Genomic DNA, 19,714 nt, shown 5'->3' with positions numbered 1-19,714 from the left:
AGCGTTGTTGTACGACATCCTACCTAATGTGCGCAATGCATCAATTCTCACAAAAACAATAACGGAGATACCCCTATGACGAGCATGGCTCCACTCGATCATCAGGCCGCTGCGAAACCGCAAAACCTGTTCCTGCGAACGCTGAAACTGCTCGGCCCCGGCATTATCGCCGTGCTGTCGTGGCTCGGTGCGGGTGACCTGATCACATCCTCCGTGGCCGGTGCGAACTACGGCTACGCCATGATGTGGGTGCTGGCGGTCTCGCTGTTGCTCAGGTACCTGATCGTCAACATCATTGCCCGGTTCCAGCTGTGCAATAACCAAGGCATGACCATTCTGCAGGGCTACGCCCAGCTCAACCCGGTGTTTGCCTGGTTCATGCTGGTTTATGCCTTGTTGATGGGGCACCTGATGAACGCCTACATGATCAAGGGGGCAGGGGAGTCGCTGGCGATGCTGTTCAAGATCGATCAGCCACTGCTGTGCTCGGTGGCGGTGGTACTGGCGGTCTGGATGCTGGTCGGGCGCAACATCTACACGATGATCGAAGGGGTGATGAAGCTGCTGCTGGCGATCATGACCCTGGCGTTCATCGCCCTGGCGGTGATGTCCGGCCCGGATGTCAGCGGCATCATCAAAGGCACCATCGGCTTCAGCATTCCGCCGGACGAAGGCGTGCATGGCGCGTTGCTGGTGGCGGTCTCGGTAATCGGCGCGGTTGCCGGTTCGATCGCCAACTTCGTGCACCCCTATGTCATGCGCCAGAAAGGCTGGACCGGGCCGCAGCACAAGCGCATTCAGCGTAACGATCTGCTGTTTGCGGTGTTCGTCGGGATCATCATCAACCTGGCGATCTGGATCGTCGGCGCGGAAATCCTGCGGCCCAACGGCATAGAGGTGAAAACCTTGGGCGATCTGGGCAAGGCACTGGAAATCTTCTTCGGCCCGATTGGCTGGTATGTGTTCTTCATCGGCGTTTTCGCGACCTTGTTTGCCAGTATTTCAGGCAAGACCACAGCGTTTCCGATGCTGATCACCGATGCCTTCCAGCATGTTCGTCCTGAGCGCCGCGAGAAGTACGGCAAAGAGTTCCATCACGACCCGATGCACAAGTGGTTCATGCTGTTCATCCTGGTCACGCCGCTGATCTGGTCGATGCCGGGCATGCCGGATTTCGTCACCCTGACCATTGGTGTCAGCGCATTGAATATCATTGGTTTGCCGGTGATTTCCCTGGGCTTGCTGATCATGTCCAACCAGAAATCGTTGTTGGACAAGCAATACCGCAACAACCTGTTTGAAAACATCGCGCTGTTGTTTGCCACGGGTCTGGCGCTTTGGGTGGCCTTTCAGCTGGGCGTTGATCTGTTTACTTGATGAGGCGCAGTCGAGGGGGCACACGCCCCCTCGAATCGCCGCCTACAACGGCACATCCATTTCGATCCGGCGCCAGGCCGCTTCGGAAAAGCTGTACACCGAAAACGCGATCAGCCCCAAGGCCATCAGCATCAACAGCACGCCGCCTGCCGGCAGATTCTGCAAAGCATCCAGCGCTTCCTTCATGCCGGGTGGATTGGTTGCCTGGTAAACCGAGCCACTGACCGCCATTAACACTGCAATCTCGATAAACACCACGCCTCGGGCGATCAAGCCAAAGCGCGACACCGGGCGCACGTAACGCATCACTTCGTCATCTGCCTCGAAGTATTTCTCGAACGTGGCCTTCCAGCCTTTGATGATGTGGGCGATACCGACGCCGAGCGGGATCAGCGCGATCAGGTAGATCAACAGGTTCGAATGCTCGAACGACAGCAGCTGCGCAAGCAGATCCTTGGTCTTGCCATCCCCGGAACCGCCCGAACTCCTGAGGCCACTCACCAACAGGCCCAAGGCAAAGAAGGCCAGCGCCGCATTGACCAGACCGCCAGCAAGCAAACCTGCACGGATGACCAGACCTTTGAACTCGCTGCCGTGGTGGTCGACATCGCGGATCGCTTGCAGCGCACGCCACGCGGCGAAGGCCAGCAGGCCGGCGACCACAACACCGATCAGCACATAGCCGAATGGCTGACTGAGTAATGCTTCGAGGCTCTTGTGGCTGTCTTTCGGTTTGGTGGAGTCGTGCGCTGCCAACAGCGCGAAGATGCCGATGATCAGATACAGAACGCCGCGCGCGGCGTATCCGCCTCGGGCAAGCAGGACAAGCGTGTGTTGAGTGGACATGGGGTTTACTTCCAGGGAATCGATGTGAAGCAGACCCGTGGACGGGACAGGGGTTCGATAAATGCGTCGCCCGTGGGCGACGCGCGCCTTATCAGCCTGCCATTCAGTGCTCGCCGCGCTTGAGCCTCATAGAGGTGTGGTCAGCGAAAATGGAATGCGCAGCTCTTCTACCGGCCCTGAATCCCGACCGCACATTTCGTCGTGCACGCATTGCTGCACCAACACGCAGGGAAACGCCGGCACGGTTTGCAGCAAGTCGCGCAGGTGAGTGATCGAGCGCAGGTGCATTGGCTTGGCCGCGTCATCGAGCAAGGTGAACTGACCTTGATCCACGCGAATCCTCGCCAGATAAAAACCACCTTCGAGTGACAGCAGCTCCAGTTCGCGAACTTCACTGTTGGCCGCACGTTCGGTGAGGGTTTGCAGATTCATGCTTCACTCCTTGCCTACCAGGGCAGGCGTTCTCCATCGTAGGCGAAGAAATGGCCGCTATCGGCCGGCGTTAGCGTGTCAATCAGACTCAGTAATTGCCCGGCGGCAATGTCTGCCGGGCGGGCGCTCGCGGCCCCGCGAAAAGGTTGCGACAACGGCGACACCACCGTGCCCGGGTGCAGGCTGAGCAAGCGACTCTGCGGGCGCGTGCGCGAAAGCTCGATGGCGGCGGTCTTTATCAGCATGTTCAGCGCAGCCTTGGAGGCACGATAGGCGTACCAGCCGCCCAAACGGTTGTCGCCGATGCTGCCGACTTTTGCCGACAGCATCGCCATCGCGCCTTGAGGTGCAAGCAATGGCAGAAAGTCGCGCAGCAGCAATGCAGGCCCCAGCGTGTTGACCTGGAACACGGCCTGCAGCGACTCGGCGTCGATCGCGCTGTAGCTTTTTTCCGGCTTGATCCGGTCACGATGGAGGAGGCCGGCCGCGTGAATGATCAGGTGATACGGCGCTTCGCCTGCCAGTTCAGCGGCGGCGCTGGCGATCGTTTCGGGTTGCTCGAGGTCGAGCTTCGGCACAGTCTGGCGTCCCAGCGCACGGACGCTGGCGCAGCGTGGATCCTGTTGCAGATGTTGGCAAAACGCCGTGCCGAGGGCGCCACTGGCGCCGATCACCAGAGCGCGATAACCGTCGCCGAACGAGGCCAGGGTCAACCCACTGCTCATGGGTTCGTCCCAGCGTTCTGGCGCCGGAAGAACACCGTCACCTGACCGACTTCGAAACCCCACTTGGACATACGGGTGCGGTTGATCAGCGTGTCCTCGTCGACCAGGTACATCCAGTCGTCCATGCTCATCTCGTAGGTCGAGTCGTCGACTGGCAGGTTCAGGCGATAACGCCAGTGGAAGGTGTTTCCAGCGATCTGGCCCTGAGCAACCCCGACCACATCGTGCGCGCGACCGCTCCACTGACCATTGCCCCCGGGAGTGAGGGTCCAGACTCGGCGTTCACGGGTGCCGTCGCTGTAACGGAAGCGCTCGTCGAGGATCAGGTTTTCACCTTCACGACGGCTGGCGATATCAACCTCGAAACGCTTGACCACTTCGCCGTTGCGCTTCTGGAACATCCCCCAGGCTTTGACGGGCTGGCTGAAAAACTGCTCCAGATTCAATGCCGGTTGCTGGTCCGCGTAACGAGCAACATCGACACTGCCGCAGCTTGCGATGCTGAGCGCCAGTCCTAACAGCAGCAGAAATCGGGTCATGTGCCTACTCCTTGAGCTTGTACAGGTAACAGATTATGTATAGGCCTAGCGCCGTCCGATGAGCTGGAGAAATTCCTGCCGCGTCGTCGAGCTGTCGCGAAAGGCACCGAGCATGACCGAGGAGGTCATGATCGAATTCTGCTTCTCGACGCCGCGCATCATCATGCACATGTGCCTGGCTTCAATGACCACCGCGACGCCGGCGGCATCGGTGATCTGCTGGATCGCCTGAGCAATCTGCCGAGTGAGGTTTTCCTGGATCTGCAAGCGCCGCGCGAACATGTCGACCACCCGCGCTACCTTCGACAGCCCCAACACCCGGCCTGTGGGGATATACGCCACATGCGCCTTGCCGATAAACGGCAGCATATGGTGCTCGCACAGCGAATAAAGCTCGATATCACTGACGATCACCATTTCATCGCTCTGCGACTCGAAAAGCGCGCCATTGGTGACATCTTCCAGGCTCATCCCGTAACCGTTGCACAGGTATTGCATCGCCTTGGCGGCGCGCTGGGGTGTATCCAAAAGCCCCTCACGCTCGGGGTTTTCGCCGACGCCAACGAGGATTTCACGGTAATGGCTGGCTAATAGTGGGCTCATTCGGGTCACTCGTGGCGGTGCTGCGTGAGGGCCAATGTCTGGCGAAAAGGTTGTACGCATACAGGTTGCCTGTATAGGTTTTATTCAAGATAGGCCGAAAAAAATCAACTGACAATGAATCGGTGATTTTTTTGTGCGGGTTTGGGATTTCAGGCAGGACAAACCTGGGGCCAGGTTTGGGGAGTGGCTTGCTTGGCGCCGATGTGCGGGCATCTCGCCTGATAGCTACTCGGGATCGATAACTGCCGGTGGCGACTGGCAGCTATCGGCTACAAGCGTACTCCGCGTGATTCATCTTGAGGCCACGACTCAGAGCGCTAGCCCCTAGAGCCGCATTACCGCGAGTGCCCTGCGCAGGGGCTCGTCGGATATCTGGATAGGCCCGTGAAATGGTATGTCCATGTCCAAAACAAGGTACACGGAAGCTGCAATGAGCAATGACGAGATGATGAACATTCCTCTCACCATCGAATTACGGGGAGCGCGGTAGCCAAAACTGGCGAAGATGAGCGTCAACCAGGCTACAAGCATCCCGATCAGCGGGCCAGGAATCGCTCCCTCTGACTGTTCGACGATCCTCCAGCGTTGCTCGATGAGCGAATGATATTGCTGACGAATATCCTGAAGCATCGTTTCATGGTAGCGGTCTGCAGGCTTTATAAGGGCCAAAGACTTACCTATGTCATCCAGGTATTTAGCCGCCTCGCTGTTACGGTGCTGCAGCGCCTCGTCTCCTCGATAGGGGGTCTCGATAGCGCGCTCAAGATAGGTGATCAGGCGATTTCGCGTGTCTTGCGCCGCATCGCCATAGCCCCGCAGTGTCCGATCAAAGATGATCATGCTGGTTGCATACCCATGGAAGTTCGCATCAATAGACTCAAAGGTGTTTTTGGCAGAATTGATCATCAAGCCAAAAACCAGCGAGGTCATCACCACAAAAATGTTGGCGACCAGACGAATCACGGAGTTGGTTTCGTCGTCCCTGTGCTGGGCTGCCAGCTTTGGGTACCACTGCATCATGAGAAGCGAGGCAGCGACGAGGCATCCGAAAATAGCCAGTGCTATCCATAGAGAGTTCATACAGCAGTGCCTCGATCAATATGAGTCAAGTCTTGAAGGATAGACCGCCAGGTTCTTCGCGAATCCTGGTCGTCAGTTTGCAGGTCGGCAATGGCTCCAATATCGGTGTGAACGCCAGCGCTGATCACCGGAAGATTGTGATCGATCTCCGTACGTTCAGTTTCTGACGATAGTCAGTTCAACCTCTGACGAGGCTGCCATTGTGAAATAACTTGCAACTCTTGATCGATTGAGAAATCACACACGGCTCTCTAAATTTTTCCTCACAACGCCGGGCCCCTCTGACAGCGAATAGCTGCCATGTCGGAGTTGCAGTTTGTACAACTTCGACACTAGAGGAGGGGGCTCATGACTGCCCTGGAACCGTTCTTTTTTGCCGAGTTTCTCGGCACCGCCACTTGGTTGTGGCTCGTTTTTGTCAGCATCGTTTTGGGCCTTTTGATCTTCGATCTCGGGGTGCTGCACCGTGAGCATCGAGAGATCGGCGTCCGTGAAAGCCTGCTGCTGTCGGCGGGCTATATTGCCGCCGGCTTGCTGTTCGGCCTCTGGGTCTGGCAGGTCAAGGGCGGTGATGCCGGGATGGATTTCTACACCGGCTTTCTGATCGAGAAATCGTTGTCGATGGACAACGTCTTCCTGATGGCGATGATCTTCAGCTTTCTCTCAATTCCGCGTAAGTATCAGCACGAGGTGCTGTTCTGGGGCATTCTCGGTGTAATAGTGCTGCGCGCTATCATGATTGGCCTGGGTGCAGCGCTGATCGCCGAGTTCAGCTGGATTCTGTATGTGTTCGGCATCTTCCTGCTGTTGACCGGGGTAAAGATGCTGTTCAGCAAGATCGATGCCCACCCGGACCTTAGCGAGAACCTGCTGGTGAAGTTCCTGCGCAAGCACATGCGCGTGACCGATCGCTTGCATGAAGGGCACTTCTTCGTTCGCCAGACCGATGCCAGTGGCAAGTCCGTGGTCTGGGCGACGCCGTTGTTCCTGGCCTTGGTGCTGATCGAGTGTGCCGACCTGGTATTCGCCGTCGACAGCGTGCCGGCGATCTTTGCCATCACCCAGGACCCGTTCATTGTCTACACCTCTAACATTTTCGCCATCCTCGGCCTCCGTGCGCTGTATTTCGCTCTGGCGGCGATGATCCACCGCTTCGCCTACCTCAAGTACGCCCTGGCGCTGGTGCTGGTGTTTATCGGCGGCAAGATCTTCATGGTCGGCATCATCGGCAAGATTCCGGCAGTCCTGTCTCTGAGCGTGACGGTGACTTTGCTGCTTGGCGGTGTGCTGCTTTCGCTGTGGAAAACCCGCGGCAAGCACTCCGCTGGCCCGCAGGTTTGAATCCGGGCAGGAGTCGGCCGCTAAACGAAATTCGCCAACCCCGCGTGAGCGCTCTGGGTTTGGCGATTTCTGCCTGTTGGGAGATTTGTAATTGCCCCATGGCTACGCCTTGACTCCCGCAGCCTGACTGATTGCAGGTCAAAATTTTACGGAGAATTTACGCAGTCTTTATTGAGGGCATCCGATACTGCGCGGCGCTAATTTGGAACGCTATCGTGATGTCCCTCGCAGCAATTCGGCTTATCGGCTTCATCTTGGGTATTTTTCTGATCACCCTGGCGGTAAGCATGGCTATACCCATGGTCACGCTGGTGGTTCATGAGCGCAGCGACGATCTGTCGGCCTTTCTCTGGTCGAGCCTGATTACCTGCATCTGTGGTCTGCTGTTGATCGTGCGAGGGCGTCCGGAGACCGGCAATCTTCGGCCCAGGGACATGTACCTGCTGACTACCGCGAGCTGGGTTGTTGTGTGCGCCTTCGCAGCGTTACCCATGGTTTTCATCAGCGATATCAGCTACACCGATGCGTTCTTTGAAACGATGTCGGGCATCACAACCACTGGCTCGACGGTACTCACCGGTCTGGATAGCGCCTCTCCCGGCTTGTTGATCTGGCGTTCCATGCTGCATTGGTTAGGCGGCATCGGTTTTATCGGCATGGCTGTCGCGATTCTTCCGCTCTTGCGAGTCGGCGGCATGCGTCTTTTCCAGACAGAATCCTCGGACTGGTCGGAGAAAGTGACACCACGTTCTCATGTCGCAGCCAAGTACATCCTTTTGCTCTATCTGGGCCTGACGGGTATCGGCACTTTGGCGCTCTGGCTCGCAGGAATGACCTCATTCGAAGCGATCAACCACGCAATGTCGTTGATCTCCACCGGCGGGTTCTCAACGTCGGATTCCTCCCTCGGGCACTGGGAGCAGCCAGCAATTCACTGGGTGGCGGTGGTCATCATGATCCTGGGCAGTCTGCCATTCACCTTGTATGTCGCGACATGTCGGGGCAATCGACGTGCGCTGATCAAGGATCACCAGGTACGCGGGTTTATTGGATTCCTGCTCGTCACATCGTTGGCTGTAGGTACCTGGCTGTATTTGCACAGTGACTACGGATGGTGGGATGCGTTTCGTATCGTGGCGGTCAATGTGACCTCGGTTGTCACGACCACTGGAATTGCGGTTGGCGACTACACCTTGTGGGGCAGCTTCGCTGTTTTGCTGTTTTTCTATCTGACATTCGTCGGAGGCTGTTCCGGCTCAACGGCCGGCGGGCTGAAAATATTCCGTTTTCAGGTGGCCGCCGCGCTTCTGGTCAGCAGCTTGAAGCAGTTGATCCACCCTCGAGCCGTGATTCAGAAAAAATACAACGGCCATCCCATCGATGAGGAAATCGTCCGCTCGCTGCTGACCTTCTCGTTTTTTTTCACCATCACGATTGCCGCCATCGCTTTGGGCCTGGCGCTGATCGGGCTTGATTGGATTACCGCCCTGAGCGGTGCCGCTACGGCGGTGTGTAACGTCGGCCCCGGCCTGGGCACCATTATTGGACCGGCAGGTAATTTCTCGTCACTGCCAGATGCGGCCAAATGGCTACTCACCGTTGGCATGCTGCTAGGCAGGTTGGAAATCCTGACGGTGTTGGTGCTCGTGACCCCGGTTTTCTGGAGGTATTGAGCTAGTCATTCGCTGGCAGAGACGCCGATCATTACCTGTTTCGGTGAGTAGCACGGCAGTCATGGTTTTACCGCGTGATGATCGTCAGTACGGGGAGCGTCCATCGGTGTCTTCTCCGGTACTGTAAAACTCACTGTCGTACTGGTGATGATCTGGTGCGTCGGGTCGGCCACTTCCAAGAGAACCTTGTGAGCACCGGGGGTTAGCCCGACCAGGATAATCGGGTCTTCACTGGTGTGCGCCCACGTACCTTTCCAGTCATCGACGGTCACGTGAAGGTGACCTAAGCGTGGTGATACCTCAGCAGCCACCCTGCCAAAAACCGGCATGATCCTGGCGTGCTCTGTTCGAAACTGGATGATGACCACTCCACGGGCGAGTGGCTCGGCAAGCGGCGGGTAGGCAATGAGTCTCGGCGCACTTTCGGATGCCAATGGCAGTATCGCCGGTGGAGAATCGCTGTCTGCTGCCCCTTGTCCGAGCACGGATGTGCAAAAGCAGACACCCAAAGCCAGGGCCAATAGACTTCCGGGAGCGAGGAACATGATCTGTTTCTCCGCGTGATTTCATTCAAGCGTAAATCAAGCTGGGTATGCCCGTAGTTAACGGTGCTCGCGGTAACGCGGGCACCGTTTCCTCTACGAAAAAATAGGATACCCGCCTAATTACCAGTTGTAGCTCAATTTGGCGGTAATCTCGCGGCCCGGGTTGTAGAAGTTCGCCGTGCCGGAGCCGACCACGTGCTGCTCATCCAGCAGGTTGCTGACGTTCACCGCCAGGTCGGTGCCCTTGGCGATCTTGTAGTTGAAGGCGGCGTCGAACAGGGTAGTGCCATCGCTTTTGCCGGAGTTGGCTGCATCAAAGTAATAAGCGCCGACGTAGCGCGCACCCAGGCCCACGCTGACATCAGTGGCGGGCACGTCGTAGTAACTCCAGAGCGAGGCGGAATGCTTGGGTGCCGTGGCGAACTCGTTGCCCTTCAGAGAACTGCCGTCATACAACGAGCCGCGCAGTACCTCGGACTCCATATAGGAATAGCCACCGATCAGGCTGAGATTCTGCGTCACCTGCGCTTTGGCCTCCAGGTCGAGGCCACGCGCGCGTGATTCACCCACCGTCTGCTGCTCGATGATGCCGCTCGGCAGCACCACGGCGATGGTGACGTTTTCCTGGGTCAGGTCATACACGGCGGCGGAGAACAGTGCATCCATTCCCATCGGCGCATACTTCACGCCCACTTCGTACTGCCTGCCTGTCTGCGGTGTTACGCCAACCTGCGGCGGCGAGACGGATTCGACCATGCTCACATAGGTGGACACCTCATCGTTGACGATATAGGTCAACGCACCTCGGTAGGAGGTTTCGGAGAAGTTGTCTTTCTCGGTGGATTGCAAGCCCTTGCTGGTCAGGTCCATCGAGTCGTTGCGCACGCCTCCGGTGACGATGAAACGCTCGTAGAACGACAGGTTCTGCTGAAGGAAGACGGCCTTTGTGGTCGCGTCTCGCTTGTTGACGGCATACGGCGCGATTGAGCGTGGAACGCCAGTAAACACCGGGTTGGCAATATCGATCGGGGTTGTCAGGGCGTAGACCGAGCTTTCCTTGGTGGTCGAATCGAGGTACTCCACGCCTACCAGGCTGCTGCTGTCGATGTTCTCGAAGCGGGCATCGTATTGCAGCATCAGATTGCCGTTGAACTGGTCAGCTTCGGTGTCGGTGCCAAACAGGTATCGATCAACGGTGGTACCGACACGTGCGGCGCTGTCGCTGAGGTACACGTAGCCAAAATCATCGGTCAACTTGCTGTAACGCAGATTGCTGCGCAGCACGAAACCGTTGTCGAAATCATGGGTGACGTTACCGCTGAGGCTGGTGCGCTCGACATCGTGGAAGTTGTAGCTGGGCTCGCCATAAAACTTGCTGCGGTCGTATTCCCGATCCAGTGGATAGCCGCCGCTGTTGGGCGAACTCTCGGTTTTCAGGTAGTCCAGAATCATAGTGGCCGACGTGTAATCCGTCGGTGCCCAGGTGAGGCCACCCATAAACAACTGGTTGTCGTCCTGCGAGTGATCGTACTCGCGGTCGCTGTTCTGGCCTTTGGCAGTAAAACGGCCGGCCAGGGTTTTCTCGTCGTTCAGCGCATCGCCGACATCGATGCCGGTCTCGACATGGTCAAACGAACCGTAGGTCACATAGCCCTGGCCAAACTTTTCGAAGCGCGGCTGTTTGGTCACGAAATTTACCGAACCGCCCGGGTCCGCAGGGCCAAACAGGGTGGAGTTGGCGCCACGCAGAATCTCGATGCGCTCATAGGCGAATGGGTCTTCGCGTACGCCGCGCATTGAGCTGAGGGTCAAGCCGTCACGGTAGGTGGTGGCCTGGAAGCCGCGGATCTGGAAATAGTCGTTGCGATCATCCGTACCATAAAAGTCGCTGACCACGCCCGGCGTGTATTGCAGCGCTTCTTCCGTGGTGCTGACGCTGCGTTGCTGCATTTCCTTGTTGGTCACCACCGACACCGATGCCGGTGTATTGAGAATGCTGGTGGCGACCTTGCCGCCAACCCAGAGCTCCTTGGCCACCACCGAGTTGGCGTCGTCGTCGGCACTGACCCGAACCTTGGCATTGATGATGAGCGGGGCGAGGCGGTAGTCCTCGACGGCCGTTGCGTCGAGTTCCAGTGGGCCGGCGGTTTTTGCTTGAGGGGTCAGCAGGTAAGCATTCGGGCCTTGCTGTTCGATCTGCAATTCGCTGCCCTGGAGCAAGGATGACAGCGCTGCCGAAGTTTCGAGCGAGCCATTCACGCCAGCCGTGGTGCGGTTCGCCACACTCGAGGCGTCGAAGGAGAGGCTGATGCCAGCCTCGCGCGCAAAGCGGTCAAGCGCTGGCGCCAGTGGCCCGGGGGCGATATTCCACTGTTTGACTTGATCGCTGTGGTCAGCGCCCGAGGTTTGCGCCAGCGATGGCAATGCATAGCTGCTCACGATCAAACCCAAAATCGCACCGTGCAAGGCACGACTCAAAGGATGGCGCTGTGAAACCGGGGACGAACTCATTTTCTCGCTCCAAGAAAGGACATCGGCAGACTGGCCTGTATTCCGGCCTTCCTTAGAGGTCGAACGAGAATGAGAAACCACCTCATTATTTTTCAGGTAGCGAAAAAATATTCGGGTGGACTCAGGTGGCAGCGGTTACGGTCACCCAATAACGGGTTCGGTAATCAATGTGCAGGCGCAGTGACTGCGCGATCAATGCCAGGACCCGATCGTTGTCGGCGAGCTGGAAGGTGCCGGAAACGCGTCGATCAGCGACCTCTTCGGCGCAGCGCAAGACTCCTGGGCGATAACGCGACAACTCTGCGATGAAGTCACCGAGGCGCATATGGTTCGCACTGATCACACCGTCACCCCAAGCCCATAGATCGAGGCCGTTGTCCCTGAACGTTCGGGTGCCGCTTGGGGTGAACAGCAGTTGGTTTCCTGCCAGAACGTTGCGGCTCGCAGGCGTTCGACTGGAGCCGGGGAACACCGTGACTGATCCTTCCTGGGCCGCGACCAGAGTGCCGTCGTCACGCTCGCGGACCAGAAAGCGCGAGCTATGGGCTCGCATCATTCCGTCGCGTGATTGCACCCAGAGTGGTCGCGCTTGCGGCGAGTGTTGATCCGCACCGACATTCACGATGATTTCACCACGGCGCAGGATGATCAGGCGCCGCTGGGCGTCGAAATCGCTGTCGACGGCGCTATCGCTATTGAGCTGGATAAGACTGCCATCGTCGAGTTGGAAACGTCGTTGCTCGCCGGTGCTGCTGCGCTGCTGTGCAAGCATGGAGGGCAGGGGGGTGTAGTCGCGGCCGAGCCAGGCTGCCGTGCCGACGGTCGCCAATATGCCCAGTAGCTTCAGGCTTTCCCGCCGGCGCATTCCATGTTGGGCGCCCTTAAGGGTTTGTCGAGCCAGTTGAGCTGGCACGCCTTCGAATTCATCTCCCAGCGTTTCCACACGCTGCCACGCCAACCCATGCTCCGGGCGCTGCTGGAGCCAGTGCTCAAACGTGCGCTGTGTCTGTTCATCGGCTTGATTGAAGCGAAGGCGCACCAGCCATTGGATTGCCTGCTCGACAATGGCCGGATCCAGCGCCTCAGGCTCAGGCCTCGACATAACGCAAGCGGTAGCAGTGTTGCAGGGCCGTGGCCAGGTCGCGCTCCACCGTCGCGCGGGAAACTCCGAGCTTTTCGGCGATTTGTGCGCAGGTCAGACCGTCGAGTCGGGCAAATAAAAACGCCTGACGAACTCTTGGTTTAAGCGAGTCAAGCAGACGGTCTATGCGCTCGAGCGCATCGAGAATCATCAACCGGCTTTCTTCCGAGGGTACCTCGTGTTGAGGCAGCAAGGTGATGCTTTCCAGGTAGGCGCGTTCGAGTTCGCGACGACGATACTGATCAATCATCAACCCTCGGGCAATGCTGCTCAAATAAGCACGTGGCTCGCGCAGGGCGCCGGACTGATGACGGTGTTTGAGCACACGCACAAAGGTGTCCTGCGCCAGATCTGCGGCATTATCGCGACAGCCAATGCGACGGACCAGCCAGCCCTGTAACCACGAGAAGTGGGTGCGATAGAGCAGCCCTGGATCTGCAGTACCTAGTGTTTCGTCGCTACGCATCGGCATCCCGGGACATACATGATTGATAATGAATCGCATTCTACTCAGGCGTTGGGCCATCAGGCAAATACGTTGCGCGCAGCGCCTGCTTTGGGCGAAATGACGCCCCGGGTTTCTAGGACAATTGGCCACAGTTCAGGCTGACGCGCCGATCCCGGTAATAGGCCCAGGCTGGGTTGCTGCGTTACTGGTCAGAGGTGCAGTCATTCTAGTTTTTCCCTTCATCGCATTACCTTGGGTTCGAACGTCTGCTCTTGGCCGATTTCTGCCTCACAAGAGGCTTCCCTCCGCTTGCAAAAATCGATCAGGCCGGCATGGGCAAAGGGCACTGGACACCTTGTCATCGATGATCTCCTCGCTGGCCAGACGTCCCACTATCGCCGCCAGAGTAATTCCAGGGTGCATTGCACAAACGTAGACGCCACCTACATTGGGGAGATAACCGATGATGGGGATGCCATCCTCAGGCATGGGCCTGAGGCTGACACAAGCCCGTTCCGGTTCTATGGAGACGACACCATGGAGTTCGTTCTGGATTGTCTTGGCAGTGCGAAGCGCTATCGCTGCCGGCTGATTTTCCACGGCATCGTTCAGATAATCTTCCGCCGCGAGCAACGCACCATCCGAACTTTGCCGCACTTCCATTTCAGGGCTGGATATGAGGGTGTGTACGAGGTTGGGTTGTGACTTGTAACGGATGAAAATGGCAGGGGAGGCCTCTATTGGCAGGAACACTCCAAGCATGTCTGTCAGTTTCGTGATGCCTGCCCCGGCTGCCAGTACGACAATATCGGCATCGAGGCTGCCTGTCGTTGTTTCGACTCCAGTCACCGTTGCACTCTGGGTTACAAAACCGAGCACTCGCGTCTGAGTGAGAATCTTTGCCCCATATGCCTGCGCACCTGCGATCAACGCATGCGTAGCTGCCACTGCGTCCAGCGCTCCTTCTTCAGCCGCATACAGAGCAGACTGGGGAGGGTTCTTGAGATTTGGTTCCAAGTCGAGGATCTGCGATCGAGACACCAGGTTTGCCGAAGCCTGGTGACCTGAGGCTGGCAGTGCCTCAATCGCCATCGCACTGTAAGACAAGGCGCCTGTCCATCTTATCTCCAGACCTGGCAGCTGCGTTTCGAGTCGGCGGTACTCCTTGATGGCAGAACCGCGCAGTTGCGCGATTGGGTCGGGTTCGGGGTGTGAGGCATTGAGCCAAGCGAATGAGCTGCCAGTCACTCCCGAAGCTATATCTTCAGCTTCTACCAAAGTGACATTCGCGCCTTTACCTGCCAAGTGATACGCCAATGACGCGCCAACGATGCCTGCCCCAATGACAACGACCTTTTTGCCCTGACCATTTCCCATATCAACCTCCGTTTTGTCGATGTGCCGATGGTACGGCAGCCGGATGATTTCATGACATGAGAACCTGATCGTTGAGCTTTTAAGTGTCTGCTTCTGGCCGAATCCGACAACGGTGCCGCGCGACTGATCCACCCCGGTCCTTCACCCATGTGGAGGGCGCCACCATGTACACAATCGCTAAATATCGACATCAGCCATGGAATAAGGGGAAGCTCGTTGGCCAGAAAGCTCCGCTTCGAGTCAGGGATATCTGAGCCTTGAGGCAATCAATCTCCTTCCATCTACTTATGGCCGATTGATATGGCTCATCAGGTGCTGCAATCACTATTGACTCACCGTTCGCTAGCGGATGAGACCGGCTAAGATGAGTGGTTGGCGACTGCGTAAATCCAGGGAAACCGCACATGCGCAAATATTTGGTCTTGCTATTGATTGGCGTCACAGGCGTTGCCAAGGCGCAATCTCAATGCTCAAACACGTGGTATCAATCGGTCGATAAGGTTCTGCATACGGCTGATATGCAAGGGCACGGACCGGATTTAGGTTCTGACGAATGGAAGTCAGTGATCGAGATAAAGCTGGGGGTTCAAGATGGGTCAGATGTCCCAGAGCGAAGCTCCGAGCAGTGGTGCAATTACATTGATCAGCAAATCAGTGCGATACAGTCGAGCGGGGCGCGCACGGGAACATCGTCGGCTATCAGTTCGTCACCTGGTCCATCTTACGATTGCTCAAAGGCGGAGCCTGGCGGTATCGAAGCATTAATATGTGAAGACAAGGAATTATCTGCCCTCGATCGCAAACTCTCGGCAGTGTATGCCAGTGCGAGTATCAAGGCCGGCAACGAGCATCCTCCAATGCTCAAAGCAGAGCAGCGGGGGTGGATCAAGGGGCGGGACGATTGCTGGAAGAGTGATGACGTCGGTGCGTGCCTGCGCATGGAATACCATAACCGTATCGCTGAGTTGCAAGCACGGTACCGACTGATCTCTGGTACTGGGCCTGTCTTTTACGAATGCGACGGCAACCCTGCAAACGAGGTAACTGTCAGGTTCTTCGAAACTGATCCGCCGACATTAATAGCCGAGCGTGGCGACAGCGTATCGCTGATGTACCAGCAACTCAGTGGCATTGGCATCAAGTACGTTGGGCGTAATGAATCGCTTTGGGAACATAAGGCCGAAGCCATCATCACTTGGGGATATGGTGCGCCCGAAGAGCAATGCAAAAGAAAACCTTGAGCAGCGGTTTATTCAGGCCAGGTAATTACAAATGGGTGAGAGGCCAGCTCTCATAGAAAGAGCCGCCTAAAGGGATCGGGTTGCCATCCATATGGTATGCGGCCCATGCCAGTAGGTGTGCCATACGTTCGGCAGCAACTGGCGACAGCGTTTTGGGCTGGAGAAGACCATGGGGGCGGCAGCTCTTGGCCGAAAGCGGTTGCCCTTGTGTGGCAACTAACGGCCAAAGGCGGACGCTTTTGGCCGTTAGCGCTATGAAGAGATTACAAGAAGCTATGCACCCACAAACTCGATCACCGTCTTGCCCTTGCCGCGGCCTTCGGCGACTTGGCGAAACGCCTCGTTGACGTCTTGCAGTGCAAAGTGCTGTTGATCCACGCGGATCGTCAGTTGACCCGCATTGGCCAGCGCAGCGGCCTCGCGCAGGATAGCGCCGTGATGTTCGCGTCCTTTGCCGGTGAGCAGCGGAGCCAGAGTGAAAACCCCCGAGTAGGTGGCACTTTTGAACGACAACGGTGCCAGGCTGTGCTGGCCCCAGCCCAGGCAGCTCAGCACGTGCCCGGTATAGGCTTTCACGGCTTGGAATGATGCATCCAGCGTGCTGCCGCCGACGGTGTCGTAGACAATGTCGAACCCCTCGCCGGCGGCGTAGTGCTCGACATAATCCTCAACGCTCTGTGCCTGATAGTCGATCGCCGTCGCGCCCAGCGAGCGTATGAAGTCCAGACTGCCCGCCGAACCGGTGGCGTAGACATCGGCACCGCGAGCCTTGGCCAGTTGCACAGCCACTTGGCCGACCCCACCCGCGCCCCCATGAATCAGTACTCGCTGGCCGGAGCGAACATTGGCGCGATCGACCAGACCTTCCCACGCGGTGATGAATACCAAAGGCAATGCAGCCGCCTCACGCATGCTGAGGGTGTGTGGCTTGACCGCGATCAGGCGGGCATCCACGGCAATGTACTCGGCCATGGTGCCTTGGGCGCCGCCGATCCCGCCGGGCATGCCGAAGACTTCCTGGCCCGGGGTGAACCCGTCGACCGCTTCGCCCACTTCGACGACCGTACCGGCGAGGTCAAGGCCGAGCACGGCCGGCAGCGTTTGGCGGGCGTGAGCCCCTGCGCCGGAGGCAATTTTGGTATCGAGCGGATTGACCCCTGCGGCGTGAACCTTGACCAGGACTTGCCCCTTACCGGCAACAGGGCGGTCGATGTGACGGATGGCCAGCGGGGACTGAGCGGACTCGGCGATGGCGGCAAGCATGGAATGTTTCATGGCGCGAACCTGTGTTGGGATGGACGCTTACAGATTGCCGCGCTTTAATCATTCCGATAAGAAACCCAATTCGCATATGACTTATTCCACAAGGAGAACCAATCGTCGATGGATCTGTTCGACAGCATGCATGTCTTTGTTCGCGTCGTGGAGCGCGGGTCCTTCTCGGCGGTCGCCCGTGAACTGAACATGGGGCAGCCGGCAGTGAGCAAGCAAGTGCGCGCGCTGGAGCAGTATCTGGGTGGGCCATTGTTCGCACGCAGCACTCGGCATTTGGCCCTGACCGACCAAGGTCAACGCTTCTACGACCACTGCCAGGAAATTCTCGGCCACGTCGAAACTGCCACGCGAAGCTTCACCAGTGGCCAGGAGCAGATTGCCGGCCCTTTACGAGTCGCCGCGCCGGTCAGTTATGGAAGGTTATGCATCGCACCGCTCATAGGGACTTTCCTGCAACGCCATCCTGATGTGCGGATTGACCTGCGGCTGAGTGACCACAATGAAGACCTGCTCAAGGAAAACATCGATCTGGCTATTCGCATTGGCGCGGTGAAGAGCGAGGGATTGGTGGCACTGCCACTGGGCAATAGCCCACGGCGTGTCTATGCCGCGCCCGCTTACCTGGCTCTGCACGGCGTGCCACGTGAGCCCAGCGAACTGTCCGATCACAACTGCATCGGCTTCACGTTGCTGGAGCATTACGACCGTTGGCACTTTACCCACAGCGCCGAGGAACTCGATGTAGCCATTCAGGGCAACGTCACCAGCAACAGCAGCGAGGCAATCCGCGAAATGGTGCTCTCCGGTTTGGGTATTTCCCTCTCACCGCAATGGCTGTTCACAGCTGACGTCGAGCAGGGCAGGGTGAGTACCGTACTCGACAGCTATCAGACCAGCGCGCTGCCTGTCAGCGCCGTACTCAGCCGCGAGCGGAGACGTTCAGCGCGGACGATGGCGTTCATCGATTTTCTACGCGAGCAATTGTTGTAGCAGCGCCTTGTCATACGCCGTCCGCTGCTTTCTTCTCCGGGACCATAAAACTATCTGATGACAGTCCCGGCATTTGATGCGGGCGAGTATTGGCACGGCAGCGCGTGCCGGGGAGATCAGCTCATGAGCGTACGCCTGCGGCCTGCTGCAACCGCCGCACCGCGTCCCGGGCCTGGGCGCCGAGTTCGGCCAGGTCGAAGTCAGGCAACTGGTCGTCGTGTACGGTCAACCGCCCAGCGACCAGCAAGGCGCGCAACGTCGGGCGTCCTCCGCCCACCACCGGCCCGATCGCCGGGTCATGCAGGCCGAAGTATCGCGGCTGGTCCAGGCGGTAGATCGCCAGGTCGGCCGCCATGCCCACTTGCACGCTGCCCACGGCGTCCAGCCCCAGCACCCGAGCCCCGCCAGACGTACCCCAGCGCACCACGTCTTCCACCGTGGCCGCGCTGGCACCGCCTTCCTCGTCACCGCCGGCATAACGCGGGCGGGCGCGTTCGCCAAGTCTGGCCCGTTGCATCAGCCAGGCGGCGTGGGTTTCGCTGATCATGTCGCAGGCCTCGTTGGAGGCGGCGCCATCCACGCCAATCGACACCGGCATTCCCGCAGCCTCCATGGCCACCACATCGGCAATGCCACTGCCCAGGCGGCCATTGCTTTGCGGGCAATGCGCAATGCCCGTACCGCTGGTCCCGAGCATGCGGATTTCCTCGGCGTCGAGTTTCACTAAATGCGCGAACCACACGTCCGGGCCGAGCCACTCGTGTTCGGCACAGAACGCCACTGGCGACATGCCGTGGCGTTGCTGCACCTCATTTTGATATTCGACGGTTTCGCTCAGATGGCTGTGCAGGCGAATGCCCAGTCGCCGGGCGACCCGGGCGGTTTCGCGCAGGTGTTCGGCAGGCATGGAGTAGGGCGGGCTGGTGGGCGCCATCACCACCCGCCGCCAGGCATCAGCGGCCGGGTCGTGGTAGCGCCGCACCAGACGCTCGACGTCGTCCAGGTATTGCTCCAGAGTCTCCGGCCCGGCCACGGACTTGCCTTCGGCTTGTCGTGCTTGCGTGGCTCCGCCACGGCAGAGAACAAACCGCAGCCCCAGCCGTTCGGCTTCCTCGAACAGCACCTCGGCACTGTCAAAGTCCATGCCCGGCAAGTACAGGTAATGATGGTCTGCGACGGTGGCGCAGCCGGATCGTGCCAATTCGACCAGGCCAATGCGCGCGGCGAGGCGAAAGCTTTGCTCGTCAAACGCGCCGCGATAGCGATAGGGCACGGCACCCAGCCAGGCTCCCAGACTCTGGTCAATACCTGCGGGAATGCCTTTGAGCAGCGACTGAAACAGGTGATGGTGGGTATTGACCCACGCCGGGTAGACCACGCAATCGGTGGCATCCAGCACTCGCTCGCCGGGCTGGGGTTGCAGGGCGCCGATGGCGCTGATGCGGCCGTCGACGATACGGATATCAGGCCCGGCGTGGCGCGCCGCCGCGCCGGACAAACCGGTGAGGATGGCGCTGGCGTTACGTACCAGCCAGCTATTTTCAAGCTTCATGTGAGGCTCCATGCGCCG

The 19,714-nt window shown here is 58.4% G+C and carries 18 protein-coding genes and 1 pseudogene; 6 read left to right on the top strand and 13 right to left on the bottom strand.

The window, feature by feature from the left end; translation table 11 throughout:
- The first annotated feature begins 84 nt into the window (after nt 1-84).
- Complete coding sequence (locus tag FEE99_RS18670) at nt 85-1,377, top strand: Nramp family divalent metal transporter (RefSeq protein WP_370695140.1); 1,293 nt, start codon at nt 85-87, stop codon at nt 1,375-1,377.
- Nucleotides 1,378-1,419: 42 nt separating this feature from the next.
- Here FEE99_RS18670 and FEE99_RS18665 read toward each other — a convergent pair whose 3' ends face one another.
- From FEE99_RS18665 to FEE99_RS18640, 6 genes are all read right to left on the bottom strand, one after another.
- Nucleotides 1,420-2,223: a DUF1206 domain-containing protein gene (locus FEE99_RS18665; RefSeq protein ID WP_016774775.1), complete on the bottom strand. Its 804-nt coding sequence runs from the start codon at nt 2,221-2,223 to the stop codon at nt 1,420-1,422.
- A 126-nt stretch (nt 2,224-2,349) separates the two neighbouring features.
- Entirely contained in the window at nt 2,350-2,655 is a 306-nt protein-coding gene (locus tag FEE99_RS18660; RefSeq protein ID WP_016774774.1) for a DUF6482 family protein, read from the bottom strand.
- 14 nt (nt 2,656-2,669) lie between these two features.
- Nucleotides 2,670-3,380 carry an SDR family oxidoreductase gene (locus FEE99_RS18655; RefSeq protein ID WP_041480337.1) on the bottom strand — a complete coding sequence of 237 codons (711 nt, stop codon included), beginning with the start codon at nt 3,378-3,380 and terminating at the stop codon, nt 2,670-2,672.
- Entirely contained in the window at nt 3,377-3,919 is a 543-nt protein-coding gene (locus tag FEE99_RS18650) for a DUF3833 domain-containing protein (RefSeq protein WP_041480338.1), read from the bottom strand. Before FEE99_RS18650 ends, FEE99_RS18655 begins: the two co-directional genes overlap by 4 nt.
- Nucleotides 3,920-3,964: 45 nt before the next feature.
- Nucleotides 3,965-4,522: a GTP cyclohydrolase I FolE gene (gene folE, locus FEE99_RS18645; protein WP_041480339.1), complete on the bottom strand. Its 558-nt coding sequence runs from the start codon at nt 4,520-4,522 to the stop codon at nt 3,965-3,967.
- A 324-nt stretch (nt 4,523-4,846) separates the two neighbouring features.
- Complete coding sequence (locus FEE99_RS18640) at nt 4,847-5,602, bottom strand: bestrophin-like domain (protein WP_041480340.1); 756 nt, start codon at nt 5,600-5,602, stop codon at nt 4,847-4,849.
- 348 nt (nt 5,603-5,950) lie between these two features.
- Between FEE99_RS18640 and FEE99_RS18635 the strand changes: the two genes are divergently transcribed.
- Both FEE99_RS18635 and FEE99_RS18630 read left to right on the top strand, forming a co-directional pair.
- Nucleotides 5,951-6,943: a TerC family protein gene (locus tag FEE99_RS18635; RefSeq protein ID WP_041480341.1), complete on the top strand. Its 993-nt coding sequence runs from the start codon at nt 5,951-5,953 to the stop codon at nt 6,941-6,943.
- A 218-nt stretch (nt 6,944-7,161) separates the two neighbouring features.
- A complete protein-coding gene (locus FEE99_RS18630; protein ID WP_041480342.1) occupies nt 7,162-8,616 on the top strand; it encodes a TrkH family potassium uptake protein in 1,455 nt (484 codons plus the stop codon).
- 59 nt (nt 8,617-8,675) lie between these two features.
- Here FEE99_RS18630 and FEE99_RS18625 read toward each other — a convergent pair whose 3' ends face one another.
- The 5 genes from FEE99_RS18625 to FEE99_RS18605 all read right to left on the bottom strand — a co-directional run bounded on the left by FEE99_RS18625 (nt 8,676) and on the right by FEE99_RS18605 (nt 14,638).
- On the bottom strand, nt 8,676-9,161 hold the full coding sequence (locus tag FEE99_RS18625) for a DUF6130 family protein (protein WP_041480343.1): 486 nt from the start codon (nt 9,159-9,161) through the stop codon (nt 8,676-8,678).
- A 120-nt stretch (nt 9,162-9,281) separates the two neighbouring features.
- A complete protein-coding gene (locus FEE99_RS18620) occupies nt 9,282-11,672 on the bottom strand; it encodes a TonB-dependent siderophore receptor (protein WP_041480344.1) in 2,391 nt (796 codons plus the stop codon).
- 121 nt (nt 11,673-11,793) lie between these two features.
- Nucleotides 11,794-12,774 (bottom strand): FecR domain-containing protein, encoded by a 981-nt coding sequence (locus tag FEE99_RS18615; RefSeq protein WP_052392208.1) that lies wholly within the window; start codon nt 12,772-12,774, stop codon nt 11,794-11,796.
- Nucleotides 12,761-13,279 (bottom strand): sigma-70 family RNA polymerase sigma factor, encoded by a 519-nt coding sequence (locus FEE99_RS18610; RefSeq protein ID WP_038862146.1) that lies wholly within the window; start codon nt 13,277-13,279, stop codon nt 12,761-12,763. The genes FEE99_RS18615 and FEE99_RS18610 overlap by 14 nt, the downstream gene beginning before the upstream one ends.
- Before the next feature lie 270 nt (nt 13,280-13,549).
- Nucleotides 13,550-14,638: an NAD(P)/FAD-dependent oxidoreductase gene (locus FEE99_RS18605; RefSeq protein ID WP_041480424.1), complete on the bottom strand. Its 1,089-nt coding sequence runs from the start codon at nt 14,636-14,638 to the stop codon at nt 13,550-13,552.
- A gap of 164 nt (nt 14,639-14,802) precedes the next feature.
- Between FEE99_RS18605 and FEE99_RS18600 the strand changes: the two are divergent.
- Nucleotides 14,803-14,889, top strand: a pseudogene (locus FEE99_RS18600) (integrase); the annotation flags it as partial.
- 153 nt (nt 14,890-15,042) lie between these two features.
- A complete protein-coding gene (locus tag FEE99_RS18595; protein ID WP_041480345.1) occupies nt 15,043-15,879 on the top strand; it encodes an MliC family protein in 837 nt (278 codons plus the stop codon).
- A gap of 273 nt (nt 15,880-16,152) precedes the next feature.
- Here the strand turns inward: FEE99_RS18595 and FEE99_RS18590 are convergent, their stop codons facing one another.
- On the bottom strand, nt 16,153-17,154 hold the full coding sequence (locus tag FEE99_RS18590) for a zinc-dependent alcohol dehydrogenase family protein (protein ID WP_041480346.1): 1,002 nt from the start codon (nt 17,152-17,154) through the stop codon (nt 16,153-16,155).
- 108 nt (nt 17,155-17,262) lie between these two features.
- Between FEE99_RS18590 and FEE99_RS18585 the strand changes: the two genes are divergently transcribed.
- Nucleotides 17,263-18,144 carry a LysR family transcriptional regulator gene (locus FEE99_RS18585; RefSeq protein ID WP_041480347.1) on the top strand — a complete coding sequence of 294 codons (882 nt, stop codon included), beginning with the start codon at nt 17,263-17,265 and terminating at the stop codon, nt 18,142-18,144.
- A gap of 121 nt (nt 18,145-18,265) precedes the next feature.
- Here FEE99_RS18585 and FEE99_RS18580 read toward each other — a convergent pair whose 3' ends face one another.
- Complete coding sequence (locus tag FEE99_RS18580; protein WP_041480348.1) at nt 18,266-19,696, bottom strand: amidohydrolase family protein; 1,431 nt, start codon at nt 19,694-19,696, stop codon at nt 18,266-18,268.
- Nucleotides 19,697-19,714: the final 18 nt, after the last annotated feature.

The sequence above is a fragment of the Pseudomonas sp. ef1 genome (assembly GCF_007293365.2).
Classification (GTDB): Bacteria; Pseudomonadota; Gammaproteobacteria; order Pseudomonadales; family Pseudomonadaceae; genus Aquipseudomonas; species Aquipseudomonas siliginis.
The sequence above is the reverse complement of the archived record's forward strand: the minus strand, read 5'-3'. Positions and strand labels throughout refer to the sequence as shown.

Excerpts from the sequence above, each read along its gene's own strand:
- folE (WP_041480339.1), bottom strand. The coding sequence starts at position 4,522 with ATGAGCCCACTATTAGCCAGCCATTACCGTGAAATCCTCGTTGGCGTC.
- FEE99_RS18585 (WP_041480347.1), top strand. The coding sequence starts at position 17,263 with ATGGATCTGTTCGACAGCATGCATGTCTTTGTTCGCGTCGTGGAGCGC.
- FEE99_RS18620 (WP_041480344.1), bottom strand. The coding sequence starts at position 11,672 with ATGAGTTCGTCCCCGGTTTCACAGCGCCATCCTTTGAGTCGTGCCTTG.
- FEE99_RS18655 (WP_041480337.1), bottom strand. The coding sequence starts at position 3,380 with ATGAGCAGTGGGTTGACCCTGGCCTCGTTCGGCGACGGTTATCGCGCT.
- FEE99_RS18580 (WP_041480348.1), bottom strand. The coding sequence starts at position 19,696 with ATGAAGCTTGAAAATAGCTGGCTGGTACGTAACGCCAGCGCCATCCTC.
- FEE99_RS18610 (WP_038862146.1), bottom strand. The coding sequence starts at position 13,279 with ATGCGTAGCGACGAAACACTAGGTACTGCAGATCCAGGGCTGCTCTAT.
- FEE99_RS18635 (WP_041480341.1), top strand. The coding sequence starts at position 5,951 with ATGACTGCCCTGGAACCGTTCTTTTTTGCCGAGTTTCTCGGCACCGCC.
- FEE99_RS18670 (WP_370695140.1), top strand. The coding sequence starts at position 85 with ATGGCTCCACTCGATCATCAGGCCGCTGCGAAACCGCAAAACCTGTTC.
- FEE99_RS18625 (WP_041480343.1), bottom strand. The coding sequence starts at position 9,161 with ATGTTCCTCGCTCCCGGAAGTCTATTGGCCCTGGCTTTGGGTGTCTGC.
- FEE99_RS18650 (WP_041480338.1), bottom strand. The coding sequence starts at position 3,919 with ATGACCCGATTTCTGCTGCTGTTAGGACTGGCGCTCAGCATCGCAAGC.
- FEE99_RS18660 (WP_016774774.1), bottom strand. The coding sequence starts at position 2,655 with ATGAATCTGCAAACCCTCACCGAACGTGCGGCCAACAGTGAAGTTCGC.
- FEE99_RS18630 (WP_041480342.1), top strand. The coding sequence starts at position 7,162 with ATGTCCCTCGCAGCAATTCGGCTTATCGGCTTCATCTTGGGTATTTTT.
- FEE99_RS18640 (WP_041480340.1), bottom strand. The coding sequence starts at position 5,602 with ATGAACTCTCTATGGATAGCACTGGCTATTTTCGGATGCCTCGTCGCT.
- FEE99_RS18605 (WP_041480424.1), bottom strand. The coding sequence starts at position 14,638 with ATGGGAAATGGTCAGGGCAAAAAGGTCGTTGTCATTGGGGCAGGCATC.
- FEE99_RS18615 (WP_052392208.1), bottom strand. The coding sequence starts at position 12,774 with ATGTCGAGGCCTGAGCCTGAGGCGCTGGATCCGGCCATTGTCGAGCAG.
- FEE99_RS18665 (WP_016774775.1), bottom strand. The coding sequence starts at position 2,223 with ATGTCCACTCAACACACGCTTGTCCTGCTTGCCCGAGGCGGATACGCC.
- FEE99_RS18590 (WP_041480346.1), bottom strand. The coding sequence starts at position 17,154 with ATGAAACATTCCATGCTTGCCGCCATCGCCGAGTCCGCTCAGTCCCCG.
- FEE99_RS18595 (WP_041480345.1), top strand. The coding sequence starts at position 15,043 with ATGCGCAAATATTTGGTCTTGCTATTGATTGGCGTCACAGGCGTTGCC.